This is a genomic window from Saccharopolyspora hordei (assembly GCF_013410345.1).
Lineage (GTDB): Bacteria > Actinomycetota > Actinomycetes > Mycobacteriales > Pseudonocardiaceae > Saccharopolyspora > Saccharopolyspora hordei.
This window is the reverse complement of sequence record NZ_JACCFJ010000001.1, coordinates 1453724-1480087: the sequence shown is the minus strand read 5'-3', so window position 1 is coordinate 1480087 and position 26364 is coordinate 1453724. Positions and strand designations below refer to the sequence as shown.

The window sequence follows — 26364 nt, the reverse complement described above, 5'->3', positions numbered from 1 at the left end:
GCGGGTCAGGCTGCCGCGAGCCACCCCCGCGTGCGCAGTTCACCGAGGAAGCGCTGGTAGCCGGCGTCCAGCTGGGCCACCTCCGCCCGCTCCGGCTCGACGAGCTGCCCCTCGGGCACCATCGCGGTGGCCGCCGCGCTGAGGTCCGGGTGGACCGACCCGCTCGCCGCCAGCAGCGCGGCGCCGAGGGCCGTGCCCGCGCCGTCCACGCGCACCACCGGGCGGTCCAGGATCGACGCCCTGATCCGGCACCAGGCGAGGCTGCGCGCGCCGCCGCCCGCAGTGCGCACCGGCCCGGTGGCCGGGGCGCCCAGCTCGGCCAGGCGTTCCAGCGCGAGCCGCTCGCAGAAGGCCACGCCCTCGAGGCGGGAGCGGTACTCGTCCACCCGGTCCTGCGGCGTGCCGAGGAGGAACCGGGTGGCCCGCTCGGCCAGGAACGGGAACCGCTCCCCCTCGCCGCGCAGCGGGTAGTGCACCACGCTCGCCGGGCCGCGCTCGGTGGCCGCGCGGTCCAGCTCCGCCAGCTCAGCGGTGTCCACATCGGACAGCGCGGAGCCGCCGACGTTGGCCGCGCCGCCGGGCAGCCACACGCCGGCCGGGTGCAGGTGGCTGTAGACCGCCCCGGTCGGGTCGTGCACGAGCTGCTCGGACACGCCCTTGAGGACCAGCGTCGTGCCCAGCACGGTGACGAACTGGCCGACGTCGACGGCCCCGCACGCCAGCTGGCCCGCGCACCCGTCGGTCATCCCGGCCCGGACCTCGCAGCCCACCGGGAGGCCGGTCTCCGCCGCGGCCGTCGCGTCGACCTCGCCGAGCACCTCCGTGGGACGCACCACCTCGGGGAGCAGCCGGGCCGGCACGCCGAGCGCGTCGAAGACCTCGGTCGCCCACTCCCCGGCCACCGCGTCGTAGCCGCTCTTGAGCGCGTGGCTGGTGTCGGTCGCGACCGGCCGCCCGACCAGCTTGCGGGCGATGAGGTCCGGGGTGTGGCAGACCTGCTCGGTCCCCTCCGGCAGGTGGTGCGCCAGCCAGCCGATCCGGGCCAGGCCCGACCCGGCCGACGGGGTGGTGCCGGTCCGCTCCCAGCGGGGCGCTCCGGCCTGCACCGCGGTGCGGGCTTCGGCCTCGGCGCGCCGGTCGTCGTACATCAGCGCCGGACCGACCGGGGCACCGCGGCCGTCGACCGGCACCACGGTGCCCGATGTCGCCGAGACCGCCAGCGCGACGACCTCGGCGCGGCGCGCACCCAGGGCGGCCGTGCACTCGGCCAGGCAGTCCCGGACCGCGGGCCACCAGGTGCTCGCGTCCTGCTCGGAACGGCCGCCCGAGGAGCGCACCGGCCGTGGCAGCGGCCGGGAGGCCGACGCCACCAGCGCTCCGGCCCGGTCGTGGACCTGCACCCGCACGTTCGCGGTCGCGACGTCGACCCCCGCGACGAGCTCTCCCATCAGCACTCCTCCCCGGGGCGTGTGCCGCTCATCGGGCGGCCTGCAGCTTCTCCAGCGCCTCCGGCAGTTCGGCCATCGACGCCACCGCGACGTCCGGCTCGGCGAGCTGCTCGGGCGTGGGGTTCGGCGGGGCCTCCCCGCGCGTCACCCACACCGCCCGCAGGCCGACCCGGTGGGCACCGCGCACGTCGGTGTCCAGCCGGTTGCCGACGTGCACCGCGTGCGCGGCGTCGACACCGGCTTCGCGCAGCGCGTGCTGGAAGATCCGCGGGTCCGGCTTCTCCGCGCCGACGACCTCCGAGATCGCCCAGACGTCGACGAAGTCGGCCACCCCGTCGCGGCGCAGGGCGTCCACCACCACCGCGCGCTGGTTCGCCACGATCGCGATCGTGTAGCGGCCGGCGAGCCGGCGGAGCGTGGGCAGCACGTCGTCGTGCAGCGCCGACGGCGGGTACTCCCAGTACCGCTCGGCCCGCTCGGAGAGCCGCTGCCGGTCCTGCGCGGTGAGGAACCGCTCGGCGACCGCGGTCCGCAGCGACCCGCCCTGGGCCTGGCGGCGTTCGTCGTAGACCTGCTGGAACTCGGCTTCGTCGACTTCGCGACCGTCCTCGGCGGCGAGTTCGCGCACGGCGCGCAGCAGCGCGTCGCGGTAGGCGCGGTCGTCGTAGACCGGGCCGCCGACGTCGAGCAGCACGAGGTCGATGCGGCCCGAGCCGGGCTCGGTGGTGGCGTGAGGCGGCACGTCGCGTCCTTCCCGTGGTGGTGCGCTCCCGGGAGCGTGGTGTCACATCCCGACCCGAAGATAACACCTATCTTGAAATTTCTAACACTCGATGCTGTGATGTCGGCGGGTCGCGAACCGGCCGACCCGGTAGGCGCGATCTGGAGGGAACGCCCGTGATCACCATCGGCATCGACGCCGGCACCTCGGTGGTGAAGAGCGTCGCCTACGCAGCGGACGGCACCGAGCTCGCGGTCGCCCGTCGCCCGACCCGGGTCGAGCATCCCCGACCCGGCTGGGCCGAGCAGGACATGCACGAGGTCTGGGACGCCGTCGCCGACACCGTCGCCGAGCTCACCGCCGAGACGGGGTCCGAGGTGGCCGCGCTCGCGCTCACCGCGCAGGGCGACGGGTGCTGGCTCGTCGACGACGACGGTCGGCCCACGGGCCCCGCACTGCTCTGGAACGACGCCCGCGCGTCCGCGATCGCCGCCGACTGGGCCGCCTCGGGCGTCCTCGCCGAGCTGTTCCAGGTCAACGGGTCGGTCGGCTTCGGCGGTCTGCCGCACGCGCAGCTGCGCTGGCTCGCCGAGCACGAGCCCGAGCGGACCGCCCGGTCCGCCACGGTGCTGACCTGCGGCGGCTGGCTGTTCCACTGCCTCACCGGCCGCCTGGCCTGGGACGTCTCCGAGGCCTCCAACCCGTTCCTCGACGCCCGGACCGGGGAGTACTCGCCCACCGTGCTCACCGAGCTCGGGCTGGACTGGGCGCGGCGCCTGCTGCCCGAGGTGGTGGACGGCCAGCAGCGGATCGCCCCGCTCCGCGAGACCGCCGCGGCACGGCTCGGCGTCCCCGCCGGCACCCCCGTGGTGCTCGGGGCCTACGACGTGGTCTCCACGGCCATCGGCGCCGGCGTCACCGAGCCCGGCCAGGCCTGCACCATCCTCGGCACCACGATCTGCACCGAGGTGATCAGCGACAGCCCACGGCTCGAACGGACCCCCGTCGGCATGTCGTTGCGCACCCCGGAGCCGGGCCGCTGGATGCTCGCCAGCGCCACCCTCTCCGGCACCGAGGTCGTGGAGTGGGCGTGCCGGGTGCTCGGGCTGCCGAACCCGGAGGACCTCACCGACCTCGCCGAACAGGCCGAACCCGGCAGCGGGGGCCTGTTGGTGCTGCCCTACCTCTCGCTCGCCGGGGAACGCGCGCCGTTCTACGACCCGTCCGCGCGCGGCAGCCTGCACGGCCTGAGCCTGGAGCACGGACCGGCCGAGATCGCGCGGGCCGTCCTGGAAGGGCTGGCCATGACGATCCGGGACTGCCTGCGGGCCAGCACCGCGCAGCCCACCGAGCTCCGGCTCACCGGCGGCGGGTCGGCGAACCGGCTGTGGCGCCAGGTGATCGCCGACGTGACCGGTCTGCCGGTCGTGCGCACCACCGACGAGCAGGCCGGGGCCCGCGGCGCGGCCGTGACCGCGCAGGCCCTGCTGACCGGCCGCAGCACCACCGAGGTGGCCCGTGAGCTGGTCGGCACGGAGGAGCCGCTGCACCCCGTGGACGCCAACCGGGCCACCTACGACGACGCCTACGCGCGGTTCCTCGCCGCCCGCGAGGCGGCCCAGGCCGCCGGCTGGTACCAGCGCTCGCGCTGAACTCATCGCGCACCACCGGTCCCCACGGCCAGCTCGGCGCTCGGCTTCGCCCAGGCCAGGTCGATGAGCGAGCTCGCCCGCCGGGTGCCGCGGCGGTCCCGGCGGCGGGCGACCCGCTCGGCGACCACGGCGCGGAAGTGCTCCGCGCGCTCGCCGAGCTGCCCGAGGGCCCGCTCCAGGCAGTCCAGGGCCGTCCGCTGGTCGCCGGTGCACAGCAGTTCCGCGATGGCGAGGTCCAGCGCCTGGGTGCGCAGCCCGTCCAGCTCGACGACGTCGCACTCCCGCACCCAGCCCTGGTGCACCGCCAGGCCCGGCTGCGAGCGCAGCTCGCGGTCGTAGGGGACGGTCACGTGCACGACCTCGTCCACCGGGCCGCACCCGTGCAGCGCCACCGCCGTCGGGCCGGACAGCACCGCGTGCGGTCCGGCGCGCAGCAGCGCGGCGGCCGCGCGGGTCAGCGGGTCGTGCGCGCGGGCGGCCGGGACCACCACGCCGTGCCAGGGCCGCGCCCAGTCACCGCGGTCCAGTCCCTCCGCGAGCTCGTCCGCTCCGAGCAGCCGTTCCGCGTCGGAGGAGGTCATCGCGCCGTGCTTGGCCGACGGCGGCCACTCCGCCACCGGGCGCGGGGATCGTCGTGCGGGGCAGGGGAAGTTCGTCCTCATGCCCTTGTAGAGGAGCCGACCCCGCGCTCAGATGCAGCCAGCGGGTGGATGCACCTCGATCGGGTGCTGGTGCTGCAGGGATCGGGTGCTAGTGCTGCAGGCTGAGCAGCGCCGTGTTGACCATGGCGCGGACGCCCACCAGCAGGGCCCGCTCGTCGAGCGCGAACGTCGGCTGGTGCAGGTCCTTGGTCCGGCCCCGGCCGGAGTGCACGCCCAGCCGCGCGAACGAGCCCGGCACGTGCTCCAGGTACCAGCCGAAGTCCTCACCGCCCGAGGACTGCGGGGTGCTGGCGAGGGCCTCGGCGCCGAGCCCGGCCTCGATGCCGGCCCGGAACAGCTCGGTGCTCTCCTCGTCGTTGACCACCGGCGGCACGCCGCGGCGGTGCTGGAGGTCGAAGCCGACCCCGAGCGGCGAGAGCAGGCTGTGCACCAGCTCGTGCACCAGCGGCTCCAGCTTCGCCCAGGTGTCGCGGTCGCCGGTGCGCAGGGTGCCGGTGAGCACCCCGTCCTGCGGGATGGCGTTCGGCGCCTCCCCCGCGTGCACCGCGCCCCAGGTCAGGACCGTTCCGGTGCGCGGGTCGACGCGGCGCGACAGCAGCGTCGGCAGGCCGGTGATCACGGTGCCCAGCGCGTGCACCAGGTCCGCGGTCAGGTGCGGGCGCGAGGTGTGCCCGCCGGGCGAGGACAGCCGGAGCTCCAGCAGGTCGCTGGCCGAGGTGATGGCGCCGACGCGGGTGCCGAGCGTGCCGACCGGCAGCCGGGGGTCGCAGTGCAGCCCGAAGATCCGGTCCACCCCGTCGAGCGCGCCGGAGGCCAGCACGTCCAGGGCGCCGCCGGGCATCACCTCCTCGGCGGGCTGGAAGATCATCCGCACCCGCCCGGGCAGCTCCGGCGCGGAGGCCAGCGCCAGCGCCGCGCCCAGCGCGACCGTGGTGTGCGCGTCGTGGCCGCAGGCGTGCGCGACCCCGTCCACAGTGGAGGAGTACGGCAGGCCGGTGTCCTCGGTCAGCGGCAGCGCGTCGATGTCCGCGCGCAGCGCCACGGTGCGCCCGCCGGGGCGCTCCTCGCCGATGTCGCAGACCAGCCCGGTGCCCACCGGCAGGACCTGCGGCTTCAGGCCAGCTCGGGTGAGGCGTTCGGCCAGGAACGCCGTGGTCTCGTGCTCGGCACGGGAGAGCTCGGGGTAGGCGTGGATGTGCCGCCGCCAGGCCACCACCCGCTGGGCGTTCTCCGCCAACCAGGAGTCCAGCCAGGACGGCCCGCGACCGGCACCCAGGTCCGCCACCACCCCGACACTGGTGTCCACGCTGGACATGGTGCTGCTGATCGGCGTGGACGGCCCGTCAGCACCCGTCGCGAGGAGCGCACCGCGCGCGGCGGAGCGCTCCGCCGCGTGCCGTTCCGCTTCCTCCACCACCGAACCGCCGTTCGACGGCCGGCGCGGTTCCTGGCCACGAGAATCCAAGACGGTCACGCCACTCCTCCAGTGTCTTGCGGGGGTGCCCGGACCCGTCGCGCGGCGCGGGCGGGGCCCGGGAGCACCGCTCACGCCACGTCCTCGGCGCCCTGCTGGGCACCCGCACCCGGGTCTCGGGGCGCAGCGGGACCGCTGCGCGCGCCGTTGCCCGGCGTGCGGAACTCTTCCGACGAACTGCGGGCGCAGCGCTCGCGCACGGACGCCAGCAGGCGATCGCGCTGCGCGCCGTCCGCAGCGGCGGCCACCGCGGTCCAGGCCATCGCCACCGCCCCGTCGAGCACCGCCCGGTCGGCGGTCGGGGCAGCGCAGGCCGCGGCGAACTCCGCCTGGTGGTTGACCGCACCACCGCAGTCGATCGCGATCATCGGATGGATCGCGGGCAGGAACTGCGTCACGGAGCCCATGTCGGTGCTGCCGATGACCCGGTCCTGCTCGGCACCTCGATCGAGCGGTTCTCGCCCGAGCTCGGTGATCGCGCGGCGGTAGGCCTCCGACAACCAGCCGTCGGGGTCCAGCTCCGCGTAGACCGGGGAGACCTGCACGACCTCGTGCGTGCACCCGGTCGCCGTCGCGCCCGCCTCGAAGCAGGCCCGGATGCGGTTCTCCAGGCGCTGGAGGGAGCGCGCCTCGGCAGCGCGCAGGTTGTAGACCGCCGCGGTGTGCGCGGGGACGATGTTGGGCGCCGCGCCACCTGCGGTCACGATACCGTGCACCATCTGCTGCGGCTCGAGGTGCTGGCGCAGCAGGCCGATGGCCACCTGCGCGACGGTCAGCGCGTCGGCGGCGTTGACGCCCAGCTCCGGGGCCGAGGCGGCGTGCGCGGCGCGGCCGGTGTAGCGCACCTCCAGGTCGGTGATGGCCAGCGAGGTCGGTCGGCACACCTCCTCCGGCCCGGGGTGCACCATCATCGCCATCGCCACGTCGTCGAAGACGCCGCGCTCGAGCATCAGCACCTTGCCGCCGCCGGTCTCCTCGGCCGGGGTGCCGATGAGCCGGACCGTGATGCCCAGGTCGTCGGCGACCTCGGCGAGCGCCAGCGCGGCGCCGACCCCGGCCGCGGCGATGACGTTGTGCCCGCAGGCGTGCCCGACCTCGGGCAGCGCGTCGTACTCGGCGCAGACCCCCACCACCAGCTCGCCGCTGCCGGACTCGGCGACCAGCGCGGTGTCCAGGTCGGCCGCCGGGGTGCGGACCGCGAAGCCGTGGCGGGCGAGCAGGTCCGCGACCTTGGCCGCGCTGCGGTGCTCGGCGAAGGCCAGTTCGGGTTCGGCGTGGATGCTGTGGGAGAGCTCGACCAGCTCGCGTTCGTGGCGCTGCACGGCGGCGCGGCAGCGGGCGCGCGCGGTGGCGGACGGGTCGTGAACGCGGTGCGGAGCGGACGAGGTACTCATTTGCCGCCCATCCTGCACCACCGCGATCTCCGGCGCGGCGCCGACGCGGGACGGCGAGCCCACCGGTACGCCCGCTGCGCCGAACGGGTGGTCGTGGTTCAGCGCGACCGAAGCGCCCCGGAGACGGCTCCGGGCGCTCGGGAACTCACGTCAGGAATGGGGAACGGTCAGCCGTCCGCGCACATTCGTTCCATTTTCAACCATTTGGAGCACGCGCGGTCACGCACCGGAGCGCAAGGATCGTCGAGAAGGGTGTGGGCCGGCACCGGTCGGGGGGCTTCCCGGTGCCGGCCCACGTCCGTGGGGGGGCGTTCACCCCGATCTCCGCACGTCAAGGACTGCTGGCGCCTCGCAGGACGGGCGCTCACGCGCGTAGTCAGTTGTGAAAATCCCACAGGTTCGCCGTCAGGTCTAGTCCATGGCGCAAATTGACAGCGAAAGCATTTCGTGAAGAACGGGTCACCGCCAGGTTTACCGCACCGACCTCACGACTTCTTCCACTCCACGAACAGGACGGGCTTCTTGCGGAGCCGGCGCGACAGCAGCACCGCGCCGATCAGCACCAGTCCGGTGACGCCGATCGCCATGCGCTGGTCCGGGCTCATGCCCTCGCCCGGGGCCGGCTCGGCGGGCGGGGCGGGCGGCGCCTCCTGCGCCACCACGAGCGTGCTCGGCGGTGCGGCGGGCTCCTCGGCCGCCAGTGCCGGAGGCGCCAGCACCACGCTGAGCACCATCGCGAGGCCCGCGAGCACGCGGCCGGTCCGCCACATGATGGCTCCACATCCTTCTGCGCCGCGTCGGACTACCGACACTTTCGTGGTCACCCGTACAGGACTATTTGATCATAGTCGCCGCGGTCTGTGACCAGTCGCAGTCGAGATGTGCCGGATCGGATCAGCGGACCCGGCGTTCCCGCTCGATCCGCTCGCCGAGCTCGTCCACCACCAGCACGTCCCGGCGGATGCTGTCCCCGCGGTACGCCGCCCGGCCCACCAGCTGCGCCATCACCGGCGAGGTGAGCATCTGGAACAGCCCCACCAGGACCAGCCCGGTGGCGTAGACGAAGTCCAGCTGCACCGCGGTCCCGACCAGGATGAGGAGCAGCCCCAGCGTCTGCGGCTTGGTGGCGGCCTGCAGGCGGCCCAGCACGTCCGGGAAGCTCAGCAGGCCGATGGCACCGAGCAGGCAGGACAGCGCGCCCACGATGAGGCACACCGCGGAGAAGACGTCCAGCAGGCTCATCGGTACGGCTCCTTCCTCTCGACCAGCCGGGCCGCGCTGATGGTCCCGATGAAGGCCAGCAGCGCGAAGGCGGTCAGCAGCGCGATGTTCGAGCCGTCCTGCAGCCAGCCCATGCTGACGCACGTCGCCGCGATGACGATCGTGACGAACACGTCGAGCGCCACGATCCGGTCCATCGTGCTGCGGCCGAGGATCAACCGCACCAGCACCAGCAACCCGGCCACGCAGAGCAGCCCGAAGGTCACCATGAAGACCCAGGTCATGCTCGTCCCTCCCGTCCGTCGACCAGGGCCAGCTCGGTGTCCGAGCCGACCGCGCGCACCACCCGGCGCTCCAGGGCGAGCACGTCCTCCCGCATGGCCTCGGCGTCCTCGGGGCTCATGCCGAGCACGTAGGTGTACACGATCCGGTTGGACCGGTCGATCTGCAGCACGAACTTGCCCGGCGCCAACGAGATCCCGTTGGCCAGGATCGCGGTGATGTGGTCGGAGTCCGTCCGCAGGGTCACCGCCACGATCCCGGCGGGCGTGCCCGGCCCGCGGGTCACCGCCTGCCAGGACACCCGGACCGTGGAGACCACCAGGTCGTAGGCCAGGTACCCGACCAGCCGCAGCAGACCCAGCGGGCGCACCACGATGCCGGTGCGGATGGCGGGGTTCGGGAACAGCGCCGTCACCAGCACCGCCACGACCAGGCCGAAGAACAGCGTGCCCAGGTCGAAGGTGCCCCACAGCATCACCCAGACCAGGGTCAGCCAGACCACCATCGGCAACCGCCGCAGCAGCCGGCCGCGACGGGCGATCCGCTCGGTCATTCCGCAGCACCCCCCAGCACCGCGCTCCGGTAGGTGTCGCCGTGCATGAGGTCGGCCGCGGCCCGCCCGCTGACCTCGGCCAGCGGCCCGGCCACCACCGCGATCACGACGCTCGCCGCCACCAGCACGCCGCTGGCCATCACCATCGGGCGGTTCGAGGTGCCGGTGCCGACCACCAGCTCGTCGGTCGGGTCGGGGTCCTGCTCGGGCGCCTTGACCTGGCCCCAGAACGCGCGCGTCCACACCCGCGCCATCGCGTACAGGGTGAGCAGGCTGGTCAGCACCAGGCCGCCGGTCACCGCGTAGGCCGTCCACGTCCCGGCGCCGGCACCGGCCTGCAGCAGCGCCAGCTTGGCGACGAAGCCGGAGAACGGCGGCACCCCCGACAGCGCCAGCGCGGGCAGCGCGAACAGCACCGCGATCAGCGGCGCGGCCTTGGCCAGCCCGCCCATCCGGGTCAGCGCCACCGTGCCGGTGTGCCGCGTGATCAACCCGCTGACCAGGAACAGCGCCGCCTGCACGGTGATGTGGTGCACCACGTAGAGGATCACGCCGGTCAGGCCGACCACGTCGTAGACCCCCAGCCCGAACAGCATGTAGCCGATGTGGCTGACCAGCAGGAACGACAGCAGCCGGTTGAGGTCGTTCTGGGCCAGCGCGCCGAGCGCGCCGACGAGCATGGTGACCAGCGCGATGCCCAGCATCAGGTTCCAGCTCTCGGAGTGGCTGAACACCAGCGTCTGGGTGCGGATCATCGCGTAGATGCCGACCTTGGTGAGCAGCCCGGCGAACACCGCGGTGACCGGCGCGGGCGCGGTCGGGTAGCTGTCCGGCAGCCAGAAGTGCAGCGGCACCATCGCCGCCTTCACGCCGAAGACGATCACCACCAGCAGGGACAGCGCGACCTGCAGGCCGTCCGGCAGCTGCTGCACCTTCGCGCCCAGGTCGGCCAGGTTCACCGTGCCGGTCGAGGCGTAGACCAGCGCGATCACCGTGATGAACAGCAGCGAGGACGACAGGCTGACGATCGTGTAGGTCATGCCCGCGCGGATGCGGGTGGAGGTGGTGCGCCGGGTGATCAGCACGTACGACGAGCTGAGCATGATCTCGAAGGCGACGAACAGGTTGAACAGGTCGCCGGTGAGGTAGGCCAGCGAGACGCCCGCGCACAGCATCAGGTACATCGGGTGGAACGTGGTGCTGGAGCGCTCCCGGCCGTAGTCGGTGATGCGCTGGCCGATCGAGTAGATCAGCACCGCGAAGGTCACCACCGAGGAGATCACCAGCAGCAGCGCCGAGAGCCGGTCGCCGACCAGCGTGATGCCGAACGGCGCCGGCCAGGCGCCCATCTGCAGCACCACCGGGCCGACGGTGTCGGCGACGTGGAGCAGCACCCCCGCGTCCACGATGATCGCGCCGAGCACCACCAGCCCGAGCACGCGCTGGAAGTCCGCGAAGCGCCCCAGCGCCAGCGACAGCCCGGCCGCCAGCAGGGGGAGCAGCACGGGGAGGGCCACGAGAACGGTCACTGGGTGGCCTCCTTCTCCAGCTCCTCCTCGGCGGTGTCCTCCTCGGACTCGGCCAGCCGGCGCTCCAGCCGGCGGATGCGCCGGTCCTCCAGGTCGTCGCGGACCTCGTCGTGGCCGAGCAGCGACCACGAGCGGTACGCCAGCGCCAGCAGGAAGGTGGTCAGGGCGAAGGTGATCACGATGGCGGTGAGCGCCATCGCCTGCGGCAGCGGGTCGGCCATGTGCGCCGGGTCGGTGATGCCGATCATCGCGGCCCCGGCCGGCGGCCCCCCGGCGGTCTGCAGCAGCAGGTTCGAGCCGTGCCCGAGGACCACGATGCCCAGCAGGATGCGCACCAGGGAACGCTGCATCAGCAGGTAGAAGCCGACCGAGTACAGCACCGCGAGCACCAGGGCCATGGTCAGGTTGATCGTCATGCCTGCCCCCGCTCCGCCGCCTGGACGTCGGCTTCGATGCCCGAGCCCAAGGTGCGCAGCAGGTCCAGGACCACGCCCACGATCAGCACGTAGACGCCGGTGTCCAGCACGATGCTGCTGACGAGCTTGACCTGGCCGAGCAGCGGCACGGTGACCTTGTGGATCGCCGTCTCCAGCAGCTCCCCGCCGAACAGCAGCGGCAGGAACGCCGAGGTGGTGGCGATGACCAGCCCCAGGCCGATGAGCACCGGCGGCCGCAGCGAGACGATCGAGCTGTCGTCCATCCGGCCACCGGCGAGGTAGCGCAGCACGAACGCCTGCCCGGCGACCAGCCCGCCGCTGAACCCGCCGCCGGCCCGGTCGTGCCCGGCGAACAGCAGGTAGATGGACAGCACGAGGACGGTCGGGAAGACGACGCGGGCCGCCAGTTCCAGCAGCACGGTGCGCTGCTTGCCGTCGCGGCAGAAGCCTGACAGCAACCACCGTTCGGTCGGTGCGTCCCACGTCGTCCAGGACGGACGCGTCGGTGTCGTCGTCATTCGCGCACCTCCTCGTGCTGCTTGACCGGTTGCTCGACGAGGCCGGTCGTCGTCTTGACGGTGATGGACGGCACCCGGGTGCTGCGCTTCCGGCGCTCGTGGCGGGAGGCCAGGATCAGGCTGGCCATCCCGGTGGCGGCGATGGCGAGCACCGAGATCTCGCCGACGGTGTCGAAGGCGCGGAAGTCGACGATGATCGCGTTGACCACGTTGGTCGCGCCCGCGCCCTGCTCGGCGTTGGCGATGAAGGCCGCGCTCGACTCCGGCGGGTTCTGGCGCGCGCCGCTGAAGATCACCGCGGCCACCGCGACCAGGATCCCGGCGGCCCCGGCGATGACCGCCTTGGGCGCCTGCCACACCTTCGCGGTGCCGGACTGGGTGAAGCGCGCCGGCAGCCGCCGCAGCACGAACACGAACGCCACCAGCGTCAGCGTCTCCACCAGGAACTGCGCCAGCGCCAGGTCGGGGGCGCCGTCGACGATGAACAGCCCACCGATGCCGTAGCCGACCAGGCCGACCAGCAGCACGGCGGTCAACCGGCGGCGCGCGCGCAGCACCGCGGCCGCCGCGACGACCACCACGATGGCCAGCGGGACCTGCAGGAGGTTGTCGTAACCGCGCAGGTCGTCCGGCACCGTCAGCCGCAGCAGCAGCGCCGAGCCCGGGACGACCAGCAGCGTCAGCAGGATGATGCCCAGGTAGGTGGGCAGCGAACCGACCTGCAGGCGACCGGTGACGCCGACCGCCACCCGCTCCAGCTGCGCCATGATCAGCTCGTAGCCGCGCTGGGCGTCGAGCGGTCGCGGCAGCCGGTCGCGCGCCGCGGTCAGCCGGACCCGGCCGAGGTGCAGCGCGACACCGCCGGCGACGGCGACCGCGGACAGCAGCAGCGGCAGGGTGAAGCCGTGCCACAGCGCCAGGTGGTACGGCACCACCGGGGTGAAGAACTCGGCGTAGGAGCTGGCCAGCACGTCGGCCACCGGGTAGCCGACGCCGAGCACGACGCCCGCCAGGGCGGGCAGCGCGGTCGGGACCAGCGCGCCCGCGGTGGCGGGCTTGACCGTGGTCTGCGGCAGCTCGGGCTTGTCCGCGAACGCGCCCCACAGCATCCGCAGGCTGTAGGCGACGGTGAGCATCGAGCCGAGCACCAGCACCGCGTCCACCAGCAGGTCCGGCCGCGCACCGGTGAGGAAGGCGCTGAACGCGGCCTCCTTGCCGATGAAGCCCAGCATCGGCGGCAGCCCGGCCATCGAGGCCACGCCGAGCACGGCGACGCCCGCCAGCCACGGCATCGAGCGGCCCAGTCCGGACAGCTCGCGGATGTCGCGGGTGCCGGCCTGGTGGTCGACGATGCCGACGACCAGGAACAGGGTCGCCTTGAACATGCCGTGCGCGAGCAGCATCGCGGCCCCGGCCATCGCGCCGGTGTGGGTGCCGGCGCCGAACAGCACCATGAGGAAGCCGAGCTGGCTGACGGTGCCGTAGGCCAGCAGCTTCTTCAGGTCGTGCTCGTGCAGCGCGCGCCAGCCGCCGACCAGCATGGTGACCAGGCCGAACACGATGGTGGGCAGCCACCACTCGGGCAGGTTCGGGAACACCGGGGCGAGCCGGGCGACCAGGAACACGCCCGCTTTCACCATCGACGCGGCGTGCAGGTAGGCGCTGATCGGGGTCGGCGCGACCATGGCCGCGGGCAGCCAGTTGTGGAACGGCACCTGCGCGGACTTGGTGAACGCCCCGACCAGGATCAGCACGGCGGCGAGCCCGGTCGTCCCGCCGGTCGGCGGGTGCTCGATGAGCTCGGAGATCCGGTAGGTGCCCGCGGACTCGCCCAGCACCACGAAGCCGAGCAGCATCACCAGCCCGCCCATGCTGGTGATCATCAGCGCCTGCAGCGCCGACCGGCGTGACTCGCGGCTGACCCCGGCCTGCCCGACCAGCAGGAAGGAGCAGACCGTGGTCAGCTCCCAGAAGACGTAGACGGTGATCAGGTCATCGGCGAGGACGAGCCCGAGCATCGCGCCGGCGAACGCCAGCAGCAGCGGGGCGGACCGCCGCGCGTCACCGCCGCCGCGGGAGAAGTAGGCGTCGGAGTAGACCAGCACCACGGCGCCCAGGCCCGAGACCAGGATGGTCATCAGCAGCGCCAGCGCGTCCAACCGGAAGGCCAACTCCAGCCCTATCAGCGGCGCCCACTCGACCGTCTCGCTGACGGTCTGCCCGGACAGCACCGGTCCCGCGTGCGCGAGCACCCAGAGCAGCGCTGCGGCCGGGGGGACCGCCGCGGTGAAGAACGCGGCTCGAGTGCTGCGCCGGGCGAGGAACGGGAGTGCCAGGGCGACCAGCAGGTGCACGACGACGAACGCGAGCAAGGGCACCTCCTCGACGCCGATTGGTCGTGGTCAGCCGACCCGCCGACACCCCGACCACCGGGATTGTTCGCCACCGTCTTCGCGGACGCACCGTGGTGCGCGCGCCGCACCTGGTGCGCGGCCCTGCGAACATCGACGTTGAGAAGGCTCGGGCCATCGATGCCGACGAGGTCCGATCGATGCCCAACTTATCCGAAAGACACCAGTTCGAGCGAATCCGCGATCTTCCCGGCGATCACGGACCGCTACCGGTTTTCCCGTTGCGACGAAAAGACGTTCGAGGTGTCGACCGAGGTTCCCGCACCCCCTGCGACGTGGGATTACTCACGATCCGTAACGCCGATTCGCCCGATTGGCGCTGTTCGTGACGGCGGACCGCTGGTCATCTCAGGTGCGCAACGATCGCCCCGTTCGGCCTCGCGCGCGCCGCCGCCGTGGAGAATGCGGAGCGTGCCCGCGAACGACAACGACGACCTCGCCGGCGCCGGCCGGCTGATCGGCGACCGGTACCGCCTGGAGCGCGAGCTCGGCGGAGGTGCGATGGGCACCGTGTGGGCCGGCACCGATGAGCTGCTGCGCCGCCCGGTGGCGGTCAAGGAGGTCAAGCTCCCCCCGGGGATGCCCGACGAGGAGGCCGCTGAGCTGCGCGAACGGGCGCTCCGTGAGGCGCGGGCCATCGCGGTGCTCTCGCACCCCAACGTCGTGACGCTCTACGACGTCGCCCGCGAGGACGGCGAGCCGTTCGTCGTCATGGAGCTGGTGCCCTCGCAGAGCCTGGCGGCGATCCTCGGTGAGCACGGGCCGCTCGACGACCAGCAGCTCGCGGTGATCGCCGACGGCGTCGCCGCCGGTCTGGAGGCCGCGCACCAGGCGGGCATCGTGCACCGCGACGTCAAGCCGGGCAACGTGCTCATCGGCGACGACGGCCGCATCAAGGTCAGCGACTTCGGCATCTCGCGCAACATCGCCGAGCACACCATCACCCGCACCGGCATCCTGCTCGGCACCCCGGCCTTCATCGCGCCCGAGGTCGCGGCGGGCGAAGGGGTCCACGCGAGCGCCGACCTGTGGGGCCTGGGCGCGACGCTGTTCGCCGCGGCCGAGGGCCGCGCGCCCTACGACGTCGGCGACGACCCGCTGGCGACCGTGACGGAGGTGGTGCGCGGTCCCGTGCCGCGGCCGACCCGCACCGGCCCGATCGGCGAGATCATCACCGCGCTCATGGTCAAGGACCCGACGCAGCGGATGCCGCTGACCGAGGTGCGCCGCCGCGTCCAGCGCCTGCTGCCGGAGCCGGGAGCGCGCCCGTTCGCGATGCTCATCGACCCGGAGGCCCCGACGGTGCGGGTCCGCACGCTCGTCCCGCCGGCCCCGTCGACGCCGCAGCCGAAGTCGCCCACGCTCGACGTCCCGTCCGCCGCACCGCTGGCGCGGGACCCGGGCGCGCTGCCGTTCGAGCTGAAGGACCCGCCGCCGCGGCGCCGCTCGCCGTGGGCCGTGGCCGCGCTGGCGGTGGCTGCCGTCGTGCTGTTCGCCGCCGCGTGCCTCGGCGGGTTCACCGCCACCCGGGTCCTCGCCGGGGAGGCCGTGCTGCCGCCGCGGGGGACGCCGCCGAGCGCGACATCCCCGAGCGCGCAGGGCGGGAACCTGCGCATGGCCGAGACCGCCGACGACGCCAAGCACACGGCCGCGCCCCGGGGCGGGCGGTTCACCGTCCTGGCGCCCGTCGGCGAGGGGTGGCAGCGGTTCCACAGCGAGCGCACCGACGTCGCCAACAGCCTCGTGGTGTCGTACGTGTCCCCGGACGGCCGCACCGAGATCGCCGTGCAGCGCTACGGCCGCTACTTCGGCTCGGGCCGCGACCTCGACGACTACGTGGCCGCGCTGCCGACGGTCGTGGGCGCGGGGAACCAGGTCCAGCTGGAGTCGCGGACCGACACCGGCGACGGCCTGCGGCTGGTCTACACGACGACGCTGAACCCGGTGGTCGGCGTGGTCGGCCAGCCGGAGCAGCGCTCCACGGCGGCGCAGCTGGTCCAGCGCGGCGACGACCTGTGGGTCGTCCGGGTCACCGGGCCGGTCGACCACGCCCGCACGAACATGAGGCTGCTGGTCCAGGTCGCGCCGAGCCTGGACACCAGCTCCTGACCGGCCTGCGCGCGGCGAAGTCCCGCCATCCGCGCCGCGGTTCCGACGAGGTCGCCGCGGACCGTCTAAGCTGCGCGGCCGTGACGTCTAGTACTGCTTCCGACCCGTCCACCACCCCCGCGGCCGCTGCGGCCGCGCTCGCCGAGGCCACCGGCGCCGACCGCCACGACCTGGCGGTCGTGCTCGGATCCGGCTGGCAGCCCGCCGCCGACGAGATCGGCGAGCCCGCCAGCGAGCTCGGCATGGCCGACCTGCCGGGCTTCGTCGCGCCGGGTGCGGTCGGGCACAGCGGCAAGATCCGGTCCGTGCCGGTGGGCGACAAGCGGGTGCTCGTCATGCTCGGCCGCACGCACTTCTACGAGGGCATGGGCGTCGAGCGGGTGGCGCACGGCGTGCGCACCGCGGCCGCGGCCGGGTGCCGCACGGTGGTGCTCACCAACGCGGCCGGCGGCCTGCGCGAGGGCATGCAGGTCGGCCAGCCGGTGCTGATCAGCGACCACATCAACCTGACCGCGCGGTCGCCGCTGGTCGGCGCGAACTTCGTGGACCTCACCGACCTGTACTCGCCGCGGCTGCGCGAGCTCGCCCGCGAGATCGACCCGACGCTGGAGGAAGGCGTCTACGCGGGTCTGCCCGGCCCGCACTTCGAGACCCCGGCCGAGATCCGGATGCTGCGCACCCTCGGCGTCGACCTGGTGGGCATGTCCACGGTGCTGGAGGCGATCGCGGCCCGCGCCGAGGGCGTCGAGGTCTTCGGGCTGTCCCTGGTGACGAACCTGGCGGCGGGCCTGAGCGGCCAGCCGCTGAACCACGAGGAGGTCCTGGAGGCCGGCCGCGCCTCGGCGACCCGCATGGGCAAGCTCCTGCGCTCCGTCATCGAGGCCTCCTGAGCGGAGAGCCGCACGGCGGCGCTGTCACGATCACTGGGGGCGCTGGGACGGCGCTCCCCCGGGTGTTGCGCATCGGAGGCACCGTGAGCGAATCGGTGATGAGGTCCGGCACTGACGTGCGTGCCGCGGCACTGCGGTGGATCGCCGAGGACGTCGACCCGCGCACGCAGGCCGAGCTGCAGGAGCTGGTCGACGCCGACTCCCCGGAGCTGGCGGACCGGATGTCCGGGATGCCGCGGTTCGGCACCGCGGGCCTGCGGGCCCAGGTCCGCGCCGGGGCGAACGGCATGAACCGCGCGGTGGTCGTGCGCACCACCGCCGGGGTCGCGGACTGGCTCGTCGGGCGCGGCCACGGCGGCGGGGTCGTCGTGGTCGGCCGGGACGCACGGCACGGGTCGGCGGACTTCGCCGCGGACACCGCCGGGGTGCTGGCCGCGGCCGGGTTCGACGTGCGCGTGCTGCCCGAGCCGCTGCCGACGCCGGTGCTCGCGCACGCCGTGCGCGCGCTGGACGCGGTCGCGGGCGTGCAGATCACCGCCTCGCACAACCCGCCGCAGGACAACGGCTACAAGCTGTACCTGCGGGGCGGCACGCACCTGGTGACCCCCACCGACAGCGAGATCGAGGCAGCGGTGGCCGCGACCCCGCCGGCCAACGAGGTGCCCCGCTCCGAGGACTGGGCGGTGCACGAGTCGGCGCTGGAGGACTACCTGGCGCGGGTGGCGACCCTGCCGCGCGGCAGCGCCCGCGGGCTGCGGATCGCGGCGACCGCGATGCACGGTGTCGGCGCGCGTCCGCTGCGGGAGGCGCTGCACCGCGCGGGGTTCGACGTGCACCTGGTGGCCTCGCAGGCCGAACCGGACCCGGACTTCCCCACCGTCGGGTTCCCGAACCCGGAGGAGCCGGGGAGCACCGACGCGCTGCTGGCGCTGGCGGCCGAGGTCGGGGCGGACCTGGCGGTGGCGCTGGACCCGGACGCCGACCGGTGCGCGCTGGGCGTGCCGGTGGACGGCACTTGGCGGATGCTGCGCGGTGACGAGACCGGCGTGCTGCTGGCCTGGCACATCTTGTCCACACTGGACCGTTCGGCGGTGCCGGACCCGCTGGTGGCCACGACCATCGTGTCCGCGACGATGCTGCGCTCGATCGCCGCGGAGTTCGGCGTCCGCTACGACGAGACGCTCACCGGGTTCAAGTGGCTGGTGCGCGCCGGGGACGGTGCGGGCACCGGGCTCGTCTACGCCTACGAGGAAGCGCTCGGGCACTGCGTGGACCCGGAGTTCGTGCGGGACAAGGACGGCATCTCCGCCGCGGTGCTGGCCGCCGACCTGGCGGCCACGCTGAAGGCGTCGGGCCGCAGCCTGAGCGGACTGCTGGACGAGCTGTCCAGCGAGCACGGTCTGCACCGGACCGGGCAGGTCTCGGTGCGGGTGTCGGACCTGAGCGTGATCCCGCGGACCATGCAGCGGCTGCGCGCGCAGCCCCCGACGCGGCTGGCCGGGACCGAGGTGGACGTGCGGGACCTGCTGCCGGACACCGACGCCCTGGTGATCACCGGGGACGGTGGCCTGCGGGTGGTGGTCCGGCCGTCCGGCACCGAGCCGAAGCTCAAGTGCTACCTGCAGGTGGTCGAACAGGTCGACGACCTGCCCGCCGCGAAGGCCCGCGCCGCGGAACGCCTCGCCGCCCTGGAGCAGGCGGTCTCCGACCTCGTCGGCGGCGCCTGAGGCACACCGGGCGCGGCGCGGCGGGTGTGACTCCGGTCCGGGGCGGACGTCTGGTGGTTGCCCACGGCGGCGGCAGCGTGCACGCTCGCAGCGTGCCTAGGTTGTTGATCGTCCACCACACGCCGTCGCCGAACCTGCAGGCCATGTTCGAGGCCGTCGTCGCCGGGGCGACGACCGACGAGATCGAGGGCGTCGAGGTCGTCCGCCGCGCCGCGCTGGAGGCGACGCCGTCGGACGCGCTGGCCGCGGACGGCTACGTCCTCGGCACGCCCGCGAACCTGGGGATGATGAGCGGCGCGCTCAAGGTGTTCTTCGACAACGCCTACTACCCCTGCCTGGACTCGACCCGCGGTCGCCCGTACGGGCTGTACGTCCACGGCGGCGGCGACACGGCGGGCGCGGTCCGGGGCGTGGAGTCGATCACCACCGGTCTGGGCTGGAAGAAGGCGACCGACCACGTCATCTCCATCGGCGAGCCCAGCAAGGAGGACCTCCAGGCCTGCTGGGAGCTGGGCGCGACCGTCGCGGCAGGACTCATGGACTGAGCAGCCACCGGTGCGCCCCGCCTCACGCGTCGTGCGGTGGGGCCGAGCGGACTCCCGTCGTGTCCGGGACGAGGTCGGTGTGGCCCGGCCGTCGGGTCCTGATCGCTTCGTCGAGGTGCACCAGGAAGAGCTGGAGCGCGCCGACGACGGGCTGCGCTTCCGGGAAGGCCGACGCGCCGGCGTGCTCCAGCGCGCGCAGGTGCTCGCCCAGCGACCGCGGGGTCACCCGGAGCCGGAGCGGGACGTCGAGCTCGACGTCCTCCCACGAGCGCAGCTCGACCGCGCCGTCGGCCGAGGTCCGCACGTCCTCGTCGCCGAGCCTGCGCAGGAACTCCTCGAAGATCCCCTCGTCATCGGTGCGGTGCACGCACCCGATCCTGCCGACCGGCGGCCAGGACGCAACCACGCGACCGCCCCGGACATCCCCAGCACGGGTCGCCATCGCCCCTCGTCGGAGGCGCCGACGGCGCCTCCGCACCTGCGGCGCGAGAAAAGGTGTCGGTCCGCTTCTGCGGAGCGGAAGAACCCCAGTTGATCTTGATCCGAGGGTCCGGAGTAACCTGATCGTGTCGTCGGGGCGCGCCCCTTGGCGACACGGGGCGCCCTGGGCAAAGCCCGCCTTCCCTCATCAACGTGCGATGTTCGGGGCGCCCTCCCCCTCGCGCTGAGTGACGGTGCGGCCCCGCCGGACCGCATCCGTCCAGGACTCCGGCAGCACTGCCCCGGCTGGAGGGGTTACGCTGCGACAGTGAGTGAGGAATCGATCCGACTCGAACTCGACGACTCCGGCGTCTCCGTGGATCTCCCCAAGCCCCCTGGTGAAGACGATGAGGTCCAGGGCGTTCCCTACCGGCCGGTCGAGTTCCGCGACAACGACCTGCCGGCTGCTCTGGAACGTTCTGCGCAGTGGCTCCGCGAGGCCCAGGAGTGGCTCGGCGAACCCGTCGACGTCATCGCGGTCCACCTGGACTACGACGACCGCGAAGGTGCCCCCTACTACGACCTGAAGTTGCTGTGCAACGAGGAAGACCTGGCGGGCGCGCCGATCGCGATGCGCAAGTTGCGCGGATCCGTCGGCTGAGCACCCTGACCCCGCGGTGGCTCGATCGTCAGGTCGGGCCACCGCCGTTCTTCTCCAGGGCCGCCGATCAGCCCTTGGGCTTGGCCCAGGACTCCAGGTGCTCGGCGACCTCGGTGAGCTCGCGGTGGTCGCGGCCGACCTCGCGGACGAGGTCCAGCGCGTCGTCGTCGGCGGCTTCCACCCACCAGCCGTTGAGGTCGCACATCGCCACCGCGGCCACCCACCCCAGGCGCCAGTTGCCCTCCACCAGCGGGCGGGTGCGGACGATCGAGTCCAGCAGCGCGGCGGACTTCATCCACAGCGTCTCGTAGGCCGGCACACCGAACACCTCGGCGTGCGGCCGGTACGCGGCCGCGTCGAGCAGGCCGCCGTCCCGGACCCTCAGGTCGCCGTCGGTCACGGCCGTGGCGAGCAGGAGCAGGTCCGACGTGTCGAGGTAGACGGTCACGCGGTCAATGGTCGATCATGCGCTGCCGAGCCTGTCGAGCAAGCCCCGGTAGCGCGGCAGCACCCGCTGGACCACCTCGTCCAGCTGCTGCTCCTTCTGCTGCCGGGCCCAGCGGTCAGCCAGCGCGCTGCGCACGACCTCCTGCTTGGACCGCCCTTCGGCCGCCGCCAGCTCGGCGAGCCGCTGGTCCTCTTCCTCGGTGAGGCGCAACGTCATGGCCATGGGGAAGATGGTATCGCGCTGATACCAGACGGTGAAGGAGATAGTTTCGGCCGGTGGGACCGCCGCGGCCGAGCGCTCCGGGCGGTTCCCCGGCGCACGACGAGGACGGACGACTCCATGGCGAGACCGCGAGCGCACGACGACGCACTGCGCGTCCGGCTGCTGGACCGAGCGGGCGAGCTGCTGTCCGCGCACGGCCCCGAGGGGCTGAGCCTGCGGCGGCTGGCCTCGGACGTCGACACCTCCACCACCGCGGTGTACTCGCTGTTCGGCGGCAAACCGGGGCTGGTCCGCGAGCTGTACGTGGAGGGCTTCCGGCGGCTCGGCGACCGGATGGAGCAGGTGCCCCGCACCGACGACCCGATGGCCGACCTGCACGAGCTCGGCCTGGCCTACCGCGAGAGCGCGCTGGCCAACCCGCACTTCTACTCGATCATGTTCGGCCGGGCGGTGCCCGACTTCACCCCGGACGAGGACGCCCTGGCCGCCGCGCTGCGCAGCCTGCGACCGCTGCAGGACACCATCGCGCGCGGCATCGAGCGGGGCGTGCTGGTGGAGACCGATCCGGACGAGATCGTCTTCGCCGCGTGGGCCCTGGTGCACGGCCTGGTCTCGCTGGAGCTGCTCGGGTCCGCGCCCGCGGGCGAGGCGACCAGCGACCGCTACCACCGGGCGCTGGAGAACGGGATGGCCGGCTGGCGGCGCTGACCGCTCAGACCGCGCCGTACTCGCGGTCGCCCGCGTCGCCGAGGCCCGGGACGATGTAGCCGGAGTCGTTGAGCCGCTCGTCGACGCTCGCGGTCACCACACGCACCGGCAGGTCCGACTCCTCCAGCCGCCGCAGGCCCTCCGGCGCCGCCAGCGTGCAGATCGCGGTGACGTCGCTGGCGCCGCGCTCGGCCAGGATCCGGATCGTGTGCGCCATCGAACCGCCGGTGGCCAGCATCGGGTCGAGCACGAACACCGGGCGGCCGGACAGGTCGGCGGGCAGCGACTCCAGGTACGGGGTGGGCTGCAGCGTGGTCTCGTCGCGCGCCAGGCCCACGAAGCCCATCTGCGCCTCCGGGATCAACCGGTGCGCCTGGTCGGCCATGCCGAGGCCCGCCCGCAGCACCGGCACCAGCAGCGGCGGGTTGGCCAGCCGGTAGCCGTCGGTGCGCGCCACCGGGGTGTGGATCGGCTCCACCGCGACCTCGGCGTCCCGGGTGGCCTCGTAGATGAGCATCAGGGTGAGCTCCTGCAAGGCGGCGCGGAACGCAGCACTGTTGGTGCGCGCGTCGCGCATGGTGGACAGCCTTGCCTTCGCCAGTGGGTGGTCCACGACCCGAACGTCCATGACCGACAACAGTAACGGCCGACCCCAGCGCCCACGGCACTGCTGCTCGACAACGTGTCATCGGTCGCAGCGCCCCTGCGCACGGTCATCCGCCGGTCACCCGGCGCGCGCGGGCGGTCAGGGCGCGTGGGCGGCGAGCCCCCGCACGAGGAGGTCGAGGCCGAACTCGAACCGCTCGTCGTCGCTGCCGGACACCAGAGCAGGCAGCAGGGCCGTGATCGTGGGGAAGCGCTCGGGCGGCAGCGCGCCGAAGTACTGCTCGACCTGGGCGAGCCGCTCGCGCCGCTCGTCGTCGCTGAGCCCGAAGTCGGCGGTGCGCTCCAGGGCCACCGCCGTGCCGTAGAGGGCGAGGACGTCCACGGCGAAGGCGACCACGCGGTCCGGCATCCCGGCCGACCGCAGGATCGCCAGCATCGCCTCGCTGACCCGCAGCGCGTTCGGACCGGTGGGCGCGGGGGTGCGCATGACGACCTGGGCGATGCCGGGGTGCGCGCTGAGCACCGCGACCTGCTGCCGGACGAGCTCCTTGAGCTGGTCCTGCCACTTCTCCGGGTCGGGTTCGGGCAGGGCGATCTCGCCGATCACCAGGTCGAGCACGAGCTCGTGCAGCTCGTCCTTGTTCCGCACGTGGGCGTAGAGCGACGCGGCGCCGGTGCCCAGGCGTTGCGCGACCTTGCGCATGCTGACCGCGTCCAGGCCCTCGGCGTCGAGCAGCTCGAGCGCGGTGCGCACGATCAGCTCGAGGCTCAACGGCTGCTTCACCGAGCGCTGGCGCGCTGCGCGCTGCTGCCAGGGCGGGACGGGCACCGACATCGCTCTCCTCCGCTTCGCTGCTGCCACGCACACCGTACTTGACGCGAACACCGTTCGCGCGTAGAACAGTGTTCGTTGAACGAACGCTGTTCGAAGGGGGCACCGCGATGTCCGAACACACTCCCGTCCTGGTCGTCGGCGCCGGGCTGGCCGGCCTGTCCACCGCTGCGTTCCTCGGCCTGCACGGCACGCCCTCGCTGGTGGTCGAGCGCCACCCGAGCACGTCGACGCACCCGAAGGCCCGCGGCCAGCAGCACGACGTGATGGAAGCGCTGGGCTACGTCGGCCTGGCCGACGCCATGGTCGACGCCTCACCACGGGACCGGGGCTTCTGCCTGCGCATCGCGGAGAGCGCGAGCGGCCCGGTGTTCCGCGAGATCATGCAGGACACGTTCCTCCCGCTCGACCACCTGACGCCCGCCCGCTCGGCGGACGCCAGCCAGGCCAGCGCCGAGCGCCTGCTCGTCGACCGCGCCCGCGAGCTGGGGGCCGAGATCCGCTTCGCCACGACGCTGGAGTCGTTCGAGCAGGACGAGTCCGGGGTGCGCGCGGTCCTCTCCGACACCACCGGCACCCACGTGGTGCACGCCGACTACCTGGTGGCCGCGGACGGGCACCGCAGCCCGGTCCGCGAGCGGTTGGGGATCGGCACCCACGGTCGCGGCAGCCTGTGGCACGCGGTGCTCTGGGTGGTCCGCGCCGACCTGGCGCCCGTCGTGGGCGACCGCCAGGTCCTCTACAACCTGCAGAACCCGCGGCTCTCCGGCGGCATGGGGTTCCTGGTCAGCACCGACCACCCGGACCAGTTCGTGGTCGGGGTCGGCTACGACCCGGAGCGGGAGACGCTCGCCGACTTCCCCGAAGAGCGCGCGCTGGAGCAGGTCCGCCTGGTCATCGGCACCCCGGAGGTGGAGGTCGAGGTCCTCGAGGCCGACACCACGACGGCCGGCATGCACGTCGCGGACCGGTTCTCGCTGGGGCGCGTCCACCTGGTCGGCGACGCCGCGCACACCATGCCCCCGCAGGGCGGCCTGGGCGGCAACCTGGCGCTGCTGGACGGCTTCTACCTCGCGTGGAAGCTCGCCGCGGTGCTCCGCGGCGAAGCCGGACCGGGCCTGCTGGACAGCCACGACGCCGAGCGGCGCCCGGTGGGCGAGCTCATCGCGGAGAACCAGTACAAGAACGCCATCGCGCGGTCCATGCCGCACTTGCGGCGGCCCGACGACACCCCGCCGATCGAGGACCCGGGTCTGCTGCTGTTCGGCTACCGGCACAACGGCGCGGTCGTCGCCGAGCCCGGTGACGCGGGCGAGCTGCTGGAGGACCCGACCGCACCGACCGGGCGCCCCGGCTCGCGCGCCCCGCACGTCCGGCTGACCGGCCCGGACGGCGAGCTGTCCACCATCGACCTGTTCGGCCGCGAGTTCGTGCTGCTCACCGAGTCCGAGTCGTGGGCGAGCGCCGCTGAGCGGCTGGCCACCGAGCTCGGGGTCCGCCTGCGGGCGCACCTGCTGGGCCGGGAGCTCACCGGCGACTGGACCGGCAAGTACGGCGTCACCTCCGACGGCGCGGTGCTGGTGCGCCCGGACCGCTTCATCGCCTGGCGCAGCCGCGGCGCGGGTTCCCCCGCGGACCTGGAGAAGGCCCTGCGCACGGTCCTCGACCGCTGACGGAGCCGTGAGCGCTGCTCGGCCCGGGCAGCGCTCACGCGCGGTTCACGGGTGCAGGACGACCTTGGTGTAGCCCTCGACCCGCTTGTCGAACTTGCGGTAGGCGTCCGGGGCGTCGGACAGGGACAGCTCGTGGGAGACCACGAAGCTCGGCTTCGCCCGCCCCGCGATGATCATGTCGCGCAGCTGCCGGTTGTAGCGCTTGACGTTGCACTGCCCGGTGCCGATGACCTGGCCCTTCTCGAACATCCGCCCGACGGAGACCAGCAGCATGCCCTTCTTGGCCTCCTCGGAGGGGCCGCCCGGGTCGGCGGGCACGTACAGGCCGGGCACGCCCAGCCGGCCGGTCGGCCGCACCGTCTCGATCAGCGAGTTCAGCACCACGGCCGGTTCCTCCTTGGTGCCGTCGCCGACCTGCGCCTGGTAGCCGACCGCGTCGATGCCCTTGTCGGTGCCCTCGCCGTCGGTCTGGTCCTTGATCATCTGGACCGGGTCGCCCTGCGAGAAGTCGATCGGGATGGCGCCGATCTCCTCCGCCTTGGCCAGCCGCTCGGGGATCCGGTCGACGCAGAACACCCGCGCGGCGCCGCGCAGCAGCGCCGAGTAGGCGGCCATCAACCCGACCGGCCCGGCGCCGTAGACCACGACGCTCTCCCCCGGCGAGACCTGCGCGAGCTCGCAGCCGTGGTAGCCGGTGGGGAAGATGTCGGCGAGCAGGATGAAGTCGGTCTCGTGGCTGCCGTCGGACGGCAGCTTGAGGCAGTTGAAGTCGGCGTACGGCACCCGCAGGTACTCGGCCTGGCCGCCGGTGTAGGGCCCCATCGCGACGTAGCCGTAGGCGCCGCCGGCGAAGCCGGGGTTGACGGTCAGGCAGAACCCGGTGTTGCCCGCCATGCAGTTCTTGCAGAACCCGCACGCCACGTTGAACGGCATCACCACGCGGTCGCCGCGCTGCAGGCTGGTCACGCCGGAACCGAGCTCCTCGATGATGCCCATGTTCTCGTGGCCGAACACGATGCCCGGCTCGGCGGCGGTGCGCCCCTCGTACATGTGCAGGTCGGAACCGCAGATGGCGGTCGAGGTGACCCGCACGATCACGTCGTTGGGGTGCTGGATCGACGGCCGCTCCACCTCACCGATCGCGACCGAGAACGGTTCCTGGTACACGACTGCCTTCATGACGGACCACCTCCGGGTGGAAGACGCGCGTTTCCCCGTGTG

At 73.3% G+C, this 26364-nt stretch carries 27 protein-coding genes; 8 read left to right on the top strand and 19 right to left on the bottom strand.

Annotated features, from left to right (window positions below; genetic code table 11):
- Window positions 1-5 precede the first annotated feature (5 nt).
- Together HNR68_RS07035 and HNR68_RS07030 are read right to left on the bottom strand one after the other, a co-directional pair.
- Entirely contained in the window at window positions 6-1448 is a 1443-nt protein-coding gene (locus tag HNR68_RS07035; RefSeq protein WP_179718795.1) for an FGGY-family carbohydrate kinase, read from the bottom strand.
- A gap of 28 nt (window positions 1449-1476) precedes the next feature.
- Complete coding sequence (locus tag HNR68_RS07030; RefSeq protein WP_179718793.1) at window positions 1477-2190, bottom strand: HAD-IA family hydrolase; 714 nt, start codon at window positions 2188-2190, stop codon at window positions 1477-1479.
- A gap of 155 nt (window positions 2191-2345) precedes the next feature.
- Between HNR68_RS07030 and HNR68_RS07025 the strand changes: the two genes are divergently transcribed.
- Window positions 2346-3821, top strand: a complete 1476-nt coding sequence (locus tag HNR68_RS07025; protein WP_179718791.1) for an FGGY family carbohydrate kinase — start codon at window positions 2346-2348, stop codon at window positions 3819-3821.
- A 2-nt stretch (window positions 3822-3823) separates the two neighbouring features.
- On the opposite strand, the gene HNR68_RS07020 is transcribed toward HNR68_RS07025, so the two are convergent.
- The 11 genes from HNR68_RS07020 to mbhE form a co-directional block, all read right to left on the bottom strand.
- On the bottom strand, window positions 3824-4483 hold the full coding sequence (locus tag HNR68_RS07020) for a hypothetical protein (protein WP_246330406.1): 660 nt from the start codon (window positions 4481-4483) through the stop codon (window positions 3824-3826).
- Between the two features lie 88 nt (window positions 4484-4571).
- Window positions 4572-5798, bottom strand: coding sequence for a M20 family metallopeptidase (locus HNR68_RS07015; protein ID WP_179724719.1), 1227 nt, complete (start codon window positions 5796-5798; stop codon window positions 4572-4574).
- A gap of 230 nt (window positions 5799-6028) precedes the next feature.
- On the bottom strand, window positions 6029-7351 hold the full coding sequence (locus HNR68_RS07010) for a M20 family metallopeptidase (RefSeq protein ID WP_179718789.1): 1323 nt from the start codon (window positions 7349-7351) through the stop codon (window positions 6029-6031).
- A gap of 485 nt (window positions 7352-7836) precedes the next feature.
- Entirely contained in the window at window positions 7837-8121 is a 285-nt protein-coding gene (locus tag HNR68_RS07005) for a hypothetical protein (RefSeq protein ID WP_179718787.1), read from the bottom strand.
- A gap of 124 nt (window positions 8122-8245) precedes the next feature.
- Window positions 8246-8593 carry a monovalent cation/H(+) antiporter subunit G gene (gene mnhG, locus HNR68_RS07000; protein WP_179718785.1) on the bottom strand — a complete coding sequence of 116 codons (348 nt, stop codon included), beginning with the start codon at window positions 8591-8593 and terminating at the stop codon, window positions 8246-8248.
- Complete coding sequence (locus HNR68_RS06995; protein ID WP_179718783.1) at window positions 8590-8856, bottom strand: MrpF/PhaF family protein; 267 nt, start codon at window positions 8854-8856, stop codon at window positions 8590-8592. The genes mnhG and HNR68_RS06995 overlap by 4 nt, the downstream gene beginning before the upstream one ends.
- The gene (locus HNR68_RS06990) at window positions 8853-9407 is read right to left on the bottom strand and encodes a Na+/H+ antiporter subunit E (protein WP_179718781.1); all 555 of its coding nucleotides are present in this window, start codon (window positions 9405-9407) and stop codon (window positions 8853-8855) included. The genes HNR68_RS06995 and HNR68_RS06990 overlap by 4 nt, the downstream gene beginning before the upstream one ends.
- Window positions 9404-10936, bottom strand: coding sequence for a Na+/H+ antiporter subunit D (locus HNR68_RS06985; RefSeq protein ID WP_179718779.1), 1533 nt, complete (start codon window positions 10934-10936; stop codon window positions 9404-9406). The genes HNR68_RS06990 and HNR68_RS06985 overlap by 4 nt, the downstream gene beginning before the upstream one ends.
- Window positions 10933-11352, bottom strand: coding sequence for a Na(+)/H(+) antiporter subunit C (locus HNR68_RS06980; protein WP_179718776.1), 420 nt, complete (start codon window positions 11350-11352; stop codon window positions 10933-10935). The genes HNR68_RS06985 and HNR68_RS06980 overlap by 4 nt, the downstream gene beginning before the upstream one ends.
- Window positions 11349-11891, bottom strand: a complete 543-nt coding sequence (locus HNR68_RS06975) for an MnhB domain-containing protein (RefSeq protein ID WP_179718774.1) — start codon at window positions 11889-11891, stop codon at window positions 11349-11351. The genes HNR68_RS06980 and HNR68_RS06975 overlap by 4 nt, the downstream gene beginning before the upstream one ends.
- Window positions 11888-14269 carry a hydrogen gas-evolving membrane-bound hydrogenase subunit E gene (gene mbhE, locus HNR68_RS06970; protein ID WP_343049980.1) on the bottom strand — a complete coding sequence of 794 codons (2382 nt, stop codon included), beginning with the start codon at window positions 14267-14269 and terminating at the stop codon, window positions 11888-11890. The genes HNR68_RS06975 and mbhE overlap by 4 nt, the downstream gene beginning before the upstream one ends.
- Window positions 14270-14713: 444 nt before the next feature.
- On the opposite strand from mbhE, the gene HNR68_RS06965 reads away from it, so the two are divergent.
- The 4 genes from HNR68_RS06965 (at window position 14714) to HNR68_RS06950 (ending at window position 19573) form a co-directional block, all read left to right on the top strand.
- Complete coding sequence (locus HNR68_RS06965) at window positions 14714-16411, top strand: serine/threonine-protein kinase (protein ID WP_425502858.1); 1698 nt, start codon at window positions 14714-14716, stop codon at window positions 16409-16411.
- A gap of 80 nt (window positions 16412-16491) precedes the next feature.
- The gene (locus HNR68_RS06960; protein ID WP_179718768.1) at window positions 16492-17301 is read left to right on the top strand and encodes a purine-nucleoside phosphorylase; all 810 of its coding nucleotides are present in this window, start codon (window positions 16492-16494) and stop codon (window positions 17299-17301) included.
- A 98-nt stretch (window positions 17302-17399) separates the two neighbouring features.
- The gene (locus HNR68_RS06955) at window positions 17400-19028 is read left to right on the top strand and encodes a phospho-sugar mutase (protein WP_179718766.1); all 1629 of its coding nucleotides are present in this window, start codon (window positions 17400-17402) and stop codon (window positions 19026-19028) included.
- Between the two features lie 92 nt (window positions 19029-19120).
- Window positions 19121-19573, top strand: a complete 453-nt coding sequence (locus HNR68_RS06950; RefSeq protein WP_179718764.1) for an NAD(P)H-dependent oxidoreductase — start codon at window positions 19121-19123, stop codon at window positions 19571-19573.
- Between the two features lie 22 nt (window positions 19574-19595).
- Here the strand turns inward: HNR68_RS06950 and HNR68_RS06945 are convergent, their stop codons facing one another.
- Window positions 19596-19940 carry a hypothetical protein gene (locus HNR68_RS06945; RefSeq protein WP_179718762.1) on the bottom strand — a complete coding sequence of 115 codons (345 nt, stop codon included), beginning with the start codon at window positions 19938-19940 and terminating at the stop codon, window positions 19596-19598.
- A gap of 381 nt (window positions 19941-20321) precedes the next feature.
- Between HNR68_RS06945 and HNR68_RS06940 the strand changes: the two genes are divergently transcribed.
- On the top strand, window positions 20322-20654 hold the full coding sequence (locus tag HNR68_RS06940) for a hypothetical protein (protein WP_179718760.1): 333 nt from the start codon (window positions 20322-20324) through the stop codon (window positions 20652-20654).
- 67 nt (window positions 20655-20721) lie between these two features.
- On the opposite strand, the gene HNR68_RS06935 is transcribed toward HNR68_RS06940, so the two are convergent.
- Window positions 20722-21102 carry a Fic family protein gene (locus HNR68_RS06935; RefSeq protein ID WP_179718758.1) on the bottom strand — a complete coding sequence of 127 codons (381 nt, stop codon included), beginning with the start codon at window positions 21100-21102 and terminating at the stop codon, window positions 20722-20724.
- A gap of 15 nt (window positions 21103-21117) precedes the next feature.
- On the bottom strand, window positions 21118-21324 hold the full coding sequence (locus tag HNR68_RS06930) for a ribbon-helix-helix protein, CopG family (protein ID WP_179718756.1): 207 nt from the start codon (window positions 21322-21324) through the stop codon (window positions 21118-21120).
- A 117-nt stretch (window positions 21325-21441) separates the two neighbouring features.
- On the opposite strand from HNR68_RS06930, the gene HNR68_RS06925 reads away from it, so the two are divergent.
- On the top strand, window positions 21442-22032 hold the full coding sequence (locus tag HNR68_RS06925; protein ID WP_179718754.1) for a TetR/AcrR family transcriptional regulator: 591 nt from the start codon (window positions 21442-21444) through the stop codon (window positions 22030-22032).
- A 4-nt stretch (window positions 22033-22036) separates the two neighbouring features.
- On the opposite strand, the gene upp is transcribed toward HNR68_RS06925, so the two are convergent.
- Complete coding sequence (upp, locus tag HNR68_RS06920) at window positions 22037-22660, bottom strand: uracil phosphoribosyltransferase (RefSeq protein WP_179718752.1); 624 nt, start codon at window positions 22658-22660, stop codon at window positions 22037-22039.
- Between the two features lie 117 nt (window positions 22661-22777).
- Window positions 22778-23473, bottom strand: coding sequence for a TetR/AcrR family transcriptional regulator (locus tag HNR68_RS06915; protein WP_179718749.1), 696 nt, complete (start codon window positions 23471-23473; stop codon window positions 22778-22780).
- 107 nt (window positions 23474-23580) lie between these two features.
- On the opposite strand from HNR68_RS06915, the gene HNR68_RS06910 reads away from it, so the two are divergent.
- The gene (locus tag HNR68_RS06910) at window positions 23581-25143 is read left to right on the top strand and encodes an FAD-dependent monooxygenase (RefSeq protein ID WP_179718748.1); all 1563 of its coding nucleotides are present in this window, start codon (window positions 23581-23583) and stop codon (window positions 25141-25143) included.
- A gap of 45 nt (window positions 25144-25188) precedes the next feature.
- Here HNR68_RS06910 and HNR68_RS06905 read toward each other — a convergent pair whose 3' ends face one another.
- Window positions 25189-26322, bottom strand: coding sequence for a glutathione-independent formaldehyde dehydrogenase (locus HNR68_RS06905; RefSeq protein WP_179718746.1), 1134 nt, complete (start codon window positions 26320-26322; stop codon window positions 25189-25191).
- Between the last annotated feature and the right edge of the window lie 42 nt (window positions 26323-26364).

What these genes read in the sequence shown, in the direction of transcription:
- HNR68_RS06995 (WP_179718783.1), bottom strand. Translation starts at nt 8,856, where the DNA reads ATGACCTGGGTCTTCATGGTGACCTTCGGGCTGCTCTGCGTGGCCGGG.
- HNR68_RS06910 (WP_179718748.1), top strand. Translation starts at nt 23,581, where the DNA reads ATGTCCGAACACACTCCCGTCCTGGTCGTCGGCGCCGGGCTGGCCGGC.
- HNR68_RS06980 (WP_179718776.1), bottom strand. Translation starts at nt 11,352, where the DNA reads ATGACGATCAACCTGACCATGGCCCTGGTGCTCGCGGTGCTGTACTCG.
- HNR68_RS07005 (WP_179718787.1), bottom strand. Translation starts at nt 8,121, where the DNA reads ATGTGGCGGACCGGCCGCGTGCTCGCGGGCCTCGCGATGGTGCTCAGC.
- HNR68_RS06930 (WP_179718756.1), bottom strand. Translation starts at nt 21,324, where the DNA reads ATGGCCATGACGTTGCGCCTCACCGAGGAAGAGGACCAGCGGCTCGCC.
- HNR68_RS07010 (WP_179718789.1), bottom strand. Translation starts at nt 7,351, where the DNA reads ATGAGTACCTCGTCCGCTCCGCACCGCGTTCACGACCCGTCCGCCACC.
- upp (WP_179718752.1), bottom strand. Translation starts at nt 22,660, where the DNA reads ATGGACGTTCGGGTCGTGGACCACCCACTGGCGAAGGCAAGGCTGTCC.
- HNR68_RS06975 (WP_179718774.1), bottom strand. Translation starts at nt 11,891, where the DNA reads ATGACGACGACACCGACGCGTCCGTCCTGGACGACGTGGGACGCACCG.
- HNR68_RS06990 (WP_179718781.1), bottom strand. Translation starts at nt 9,407, where the DNA reads ATGACCGAGCGGATCGCCCGTCGCGGCCGGCTGCTGCGGCGGTTGCCG.
- HNR68_RS07015 (WP_179724719.1), bottom strand. Translation starts at nt 5,798, where the DNA reads ATGTCCAGCGTGGACACCAGTGTCGGGGTGGTGGCGGACCTGGGTGCC.
- HNR68_RS07020 (WP_246330406.1), bottom strand. Translation starts at nt 4,483, where the DNA reads ATGAGGACGAACTTCCCCTGCCCCGCACGACGATCCCCGCGCCCGGTG.
- HNR68_RS07035 (WP_179718795.1), bottom strand. Translation starts at nt 1,448, where the DNA reads ATGGGAGAGCTCGTCGCGGGGGTCGACGTCGCGACCGCGAACGTGCGG.
- HNR68_RS06915 (WP_179718749.1), bottom strand. Translation starts at nt 23,473, where the DNA reads ATGTCGGTGCCCGTCCCGCCCTGGCAGCAGCGCGCAGCGCGCCAGCGC.
- HNR68_RS06905 (WP_179718746.1), bottom strand. Translation starts at nt 26,322, where the DNA reads ATGAAGGCAGTCGTGTACCAGGAACCGTTCTCGGTCGCGATCGGTGAG.
- HNR68_RS06925 (WP_179718754.1), top strand. Translation starts at nt 21,442, where the DNA reads ATGGCGAGACCGCGAGCGCACGACGACGCACTGCGCGTCCGGCTGCTG.
- HNR68_RS06955 (WP_179718766.1), top strand. Translation starts at nt 17,400, where the DNA reads ATGAGGTCCGGCACTGACGTGCGTGCCGCGGCACTGCGGTGGATCGCC.
- mnhG (WP_179718785.1), bottom strand. Translation starts at nt 8,593, where the DNA reads ATGAGCCTGCTGGACGTCTTCTCCGCGGTGTGCCTCATCGTGGGCGCG.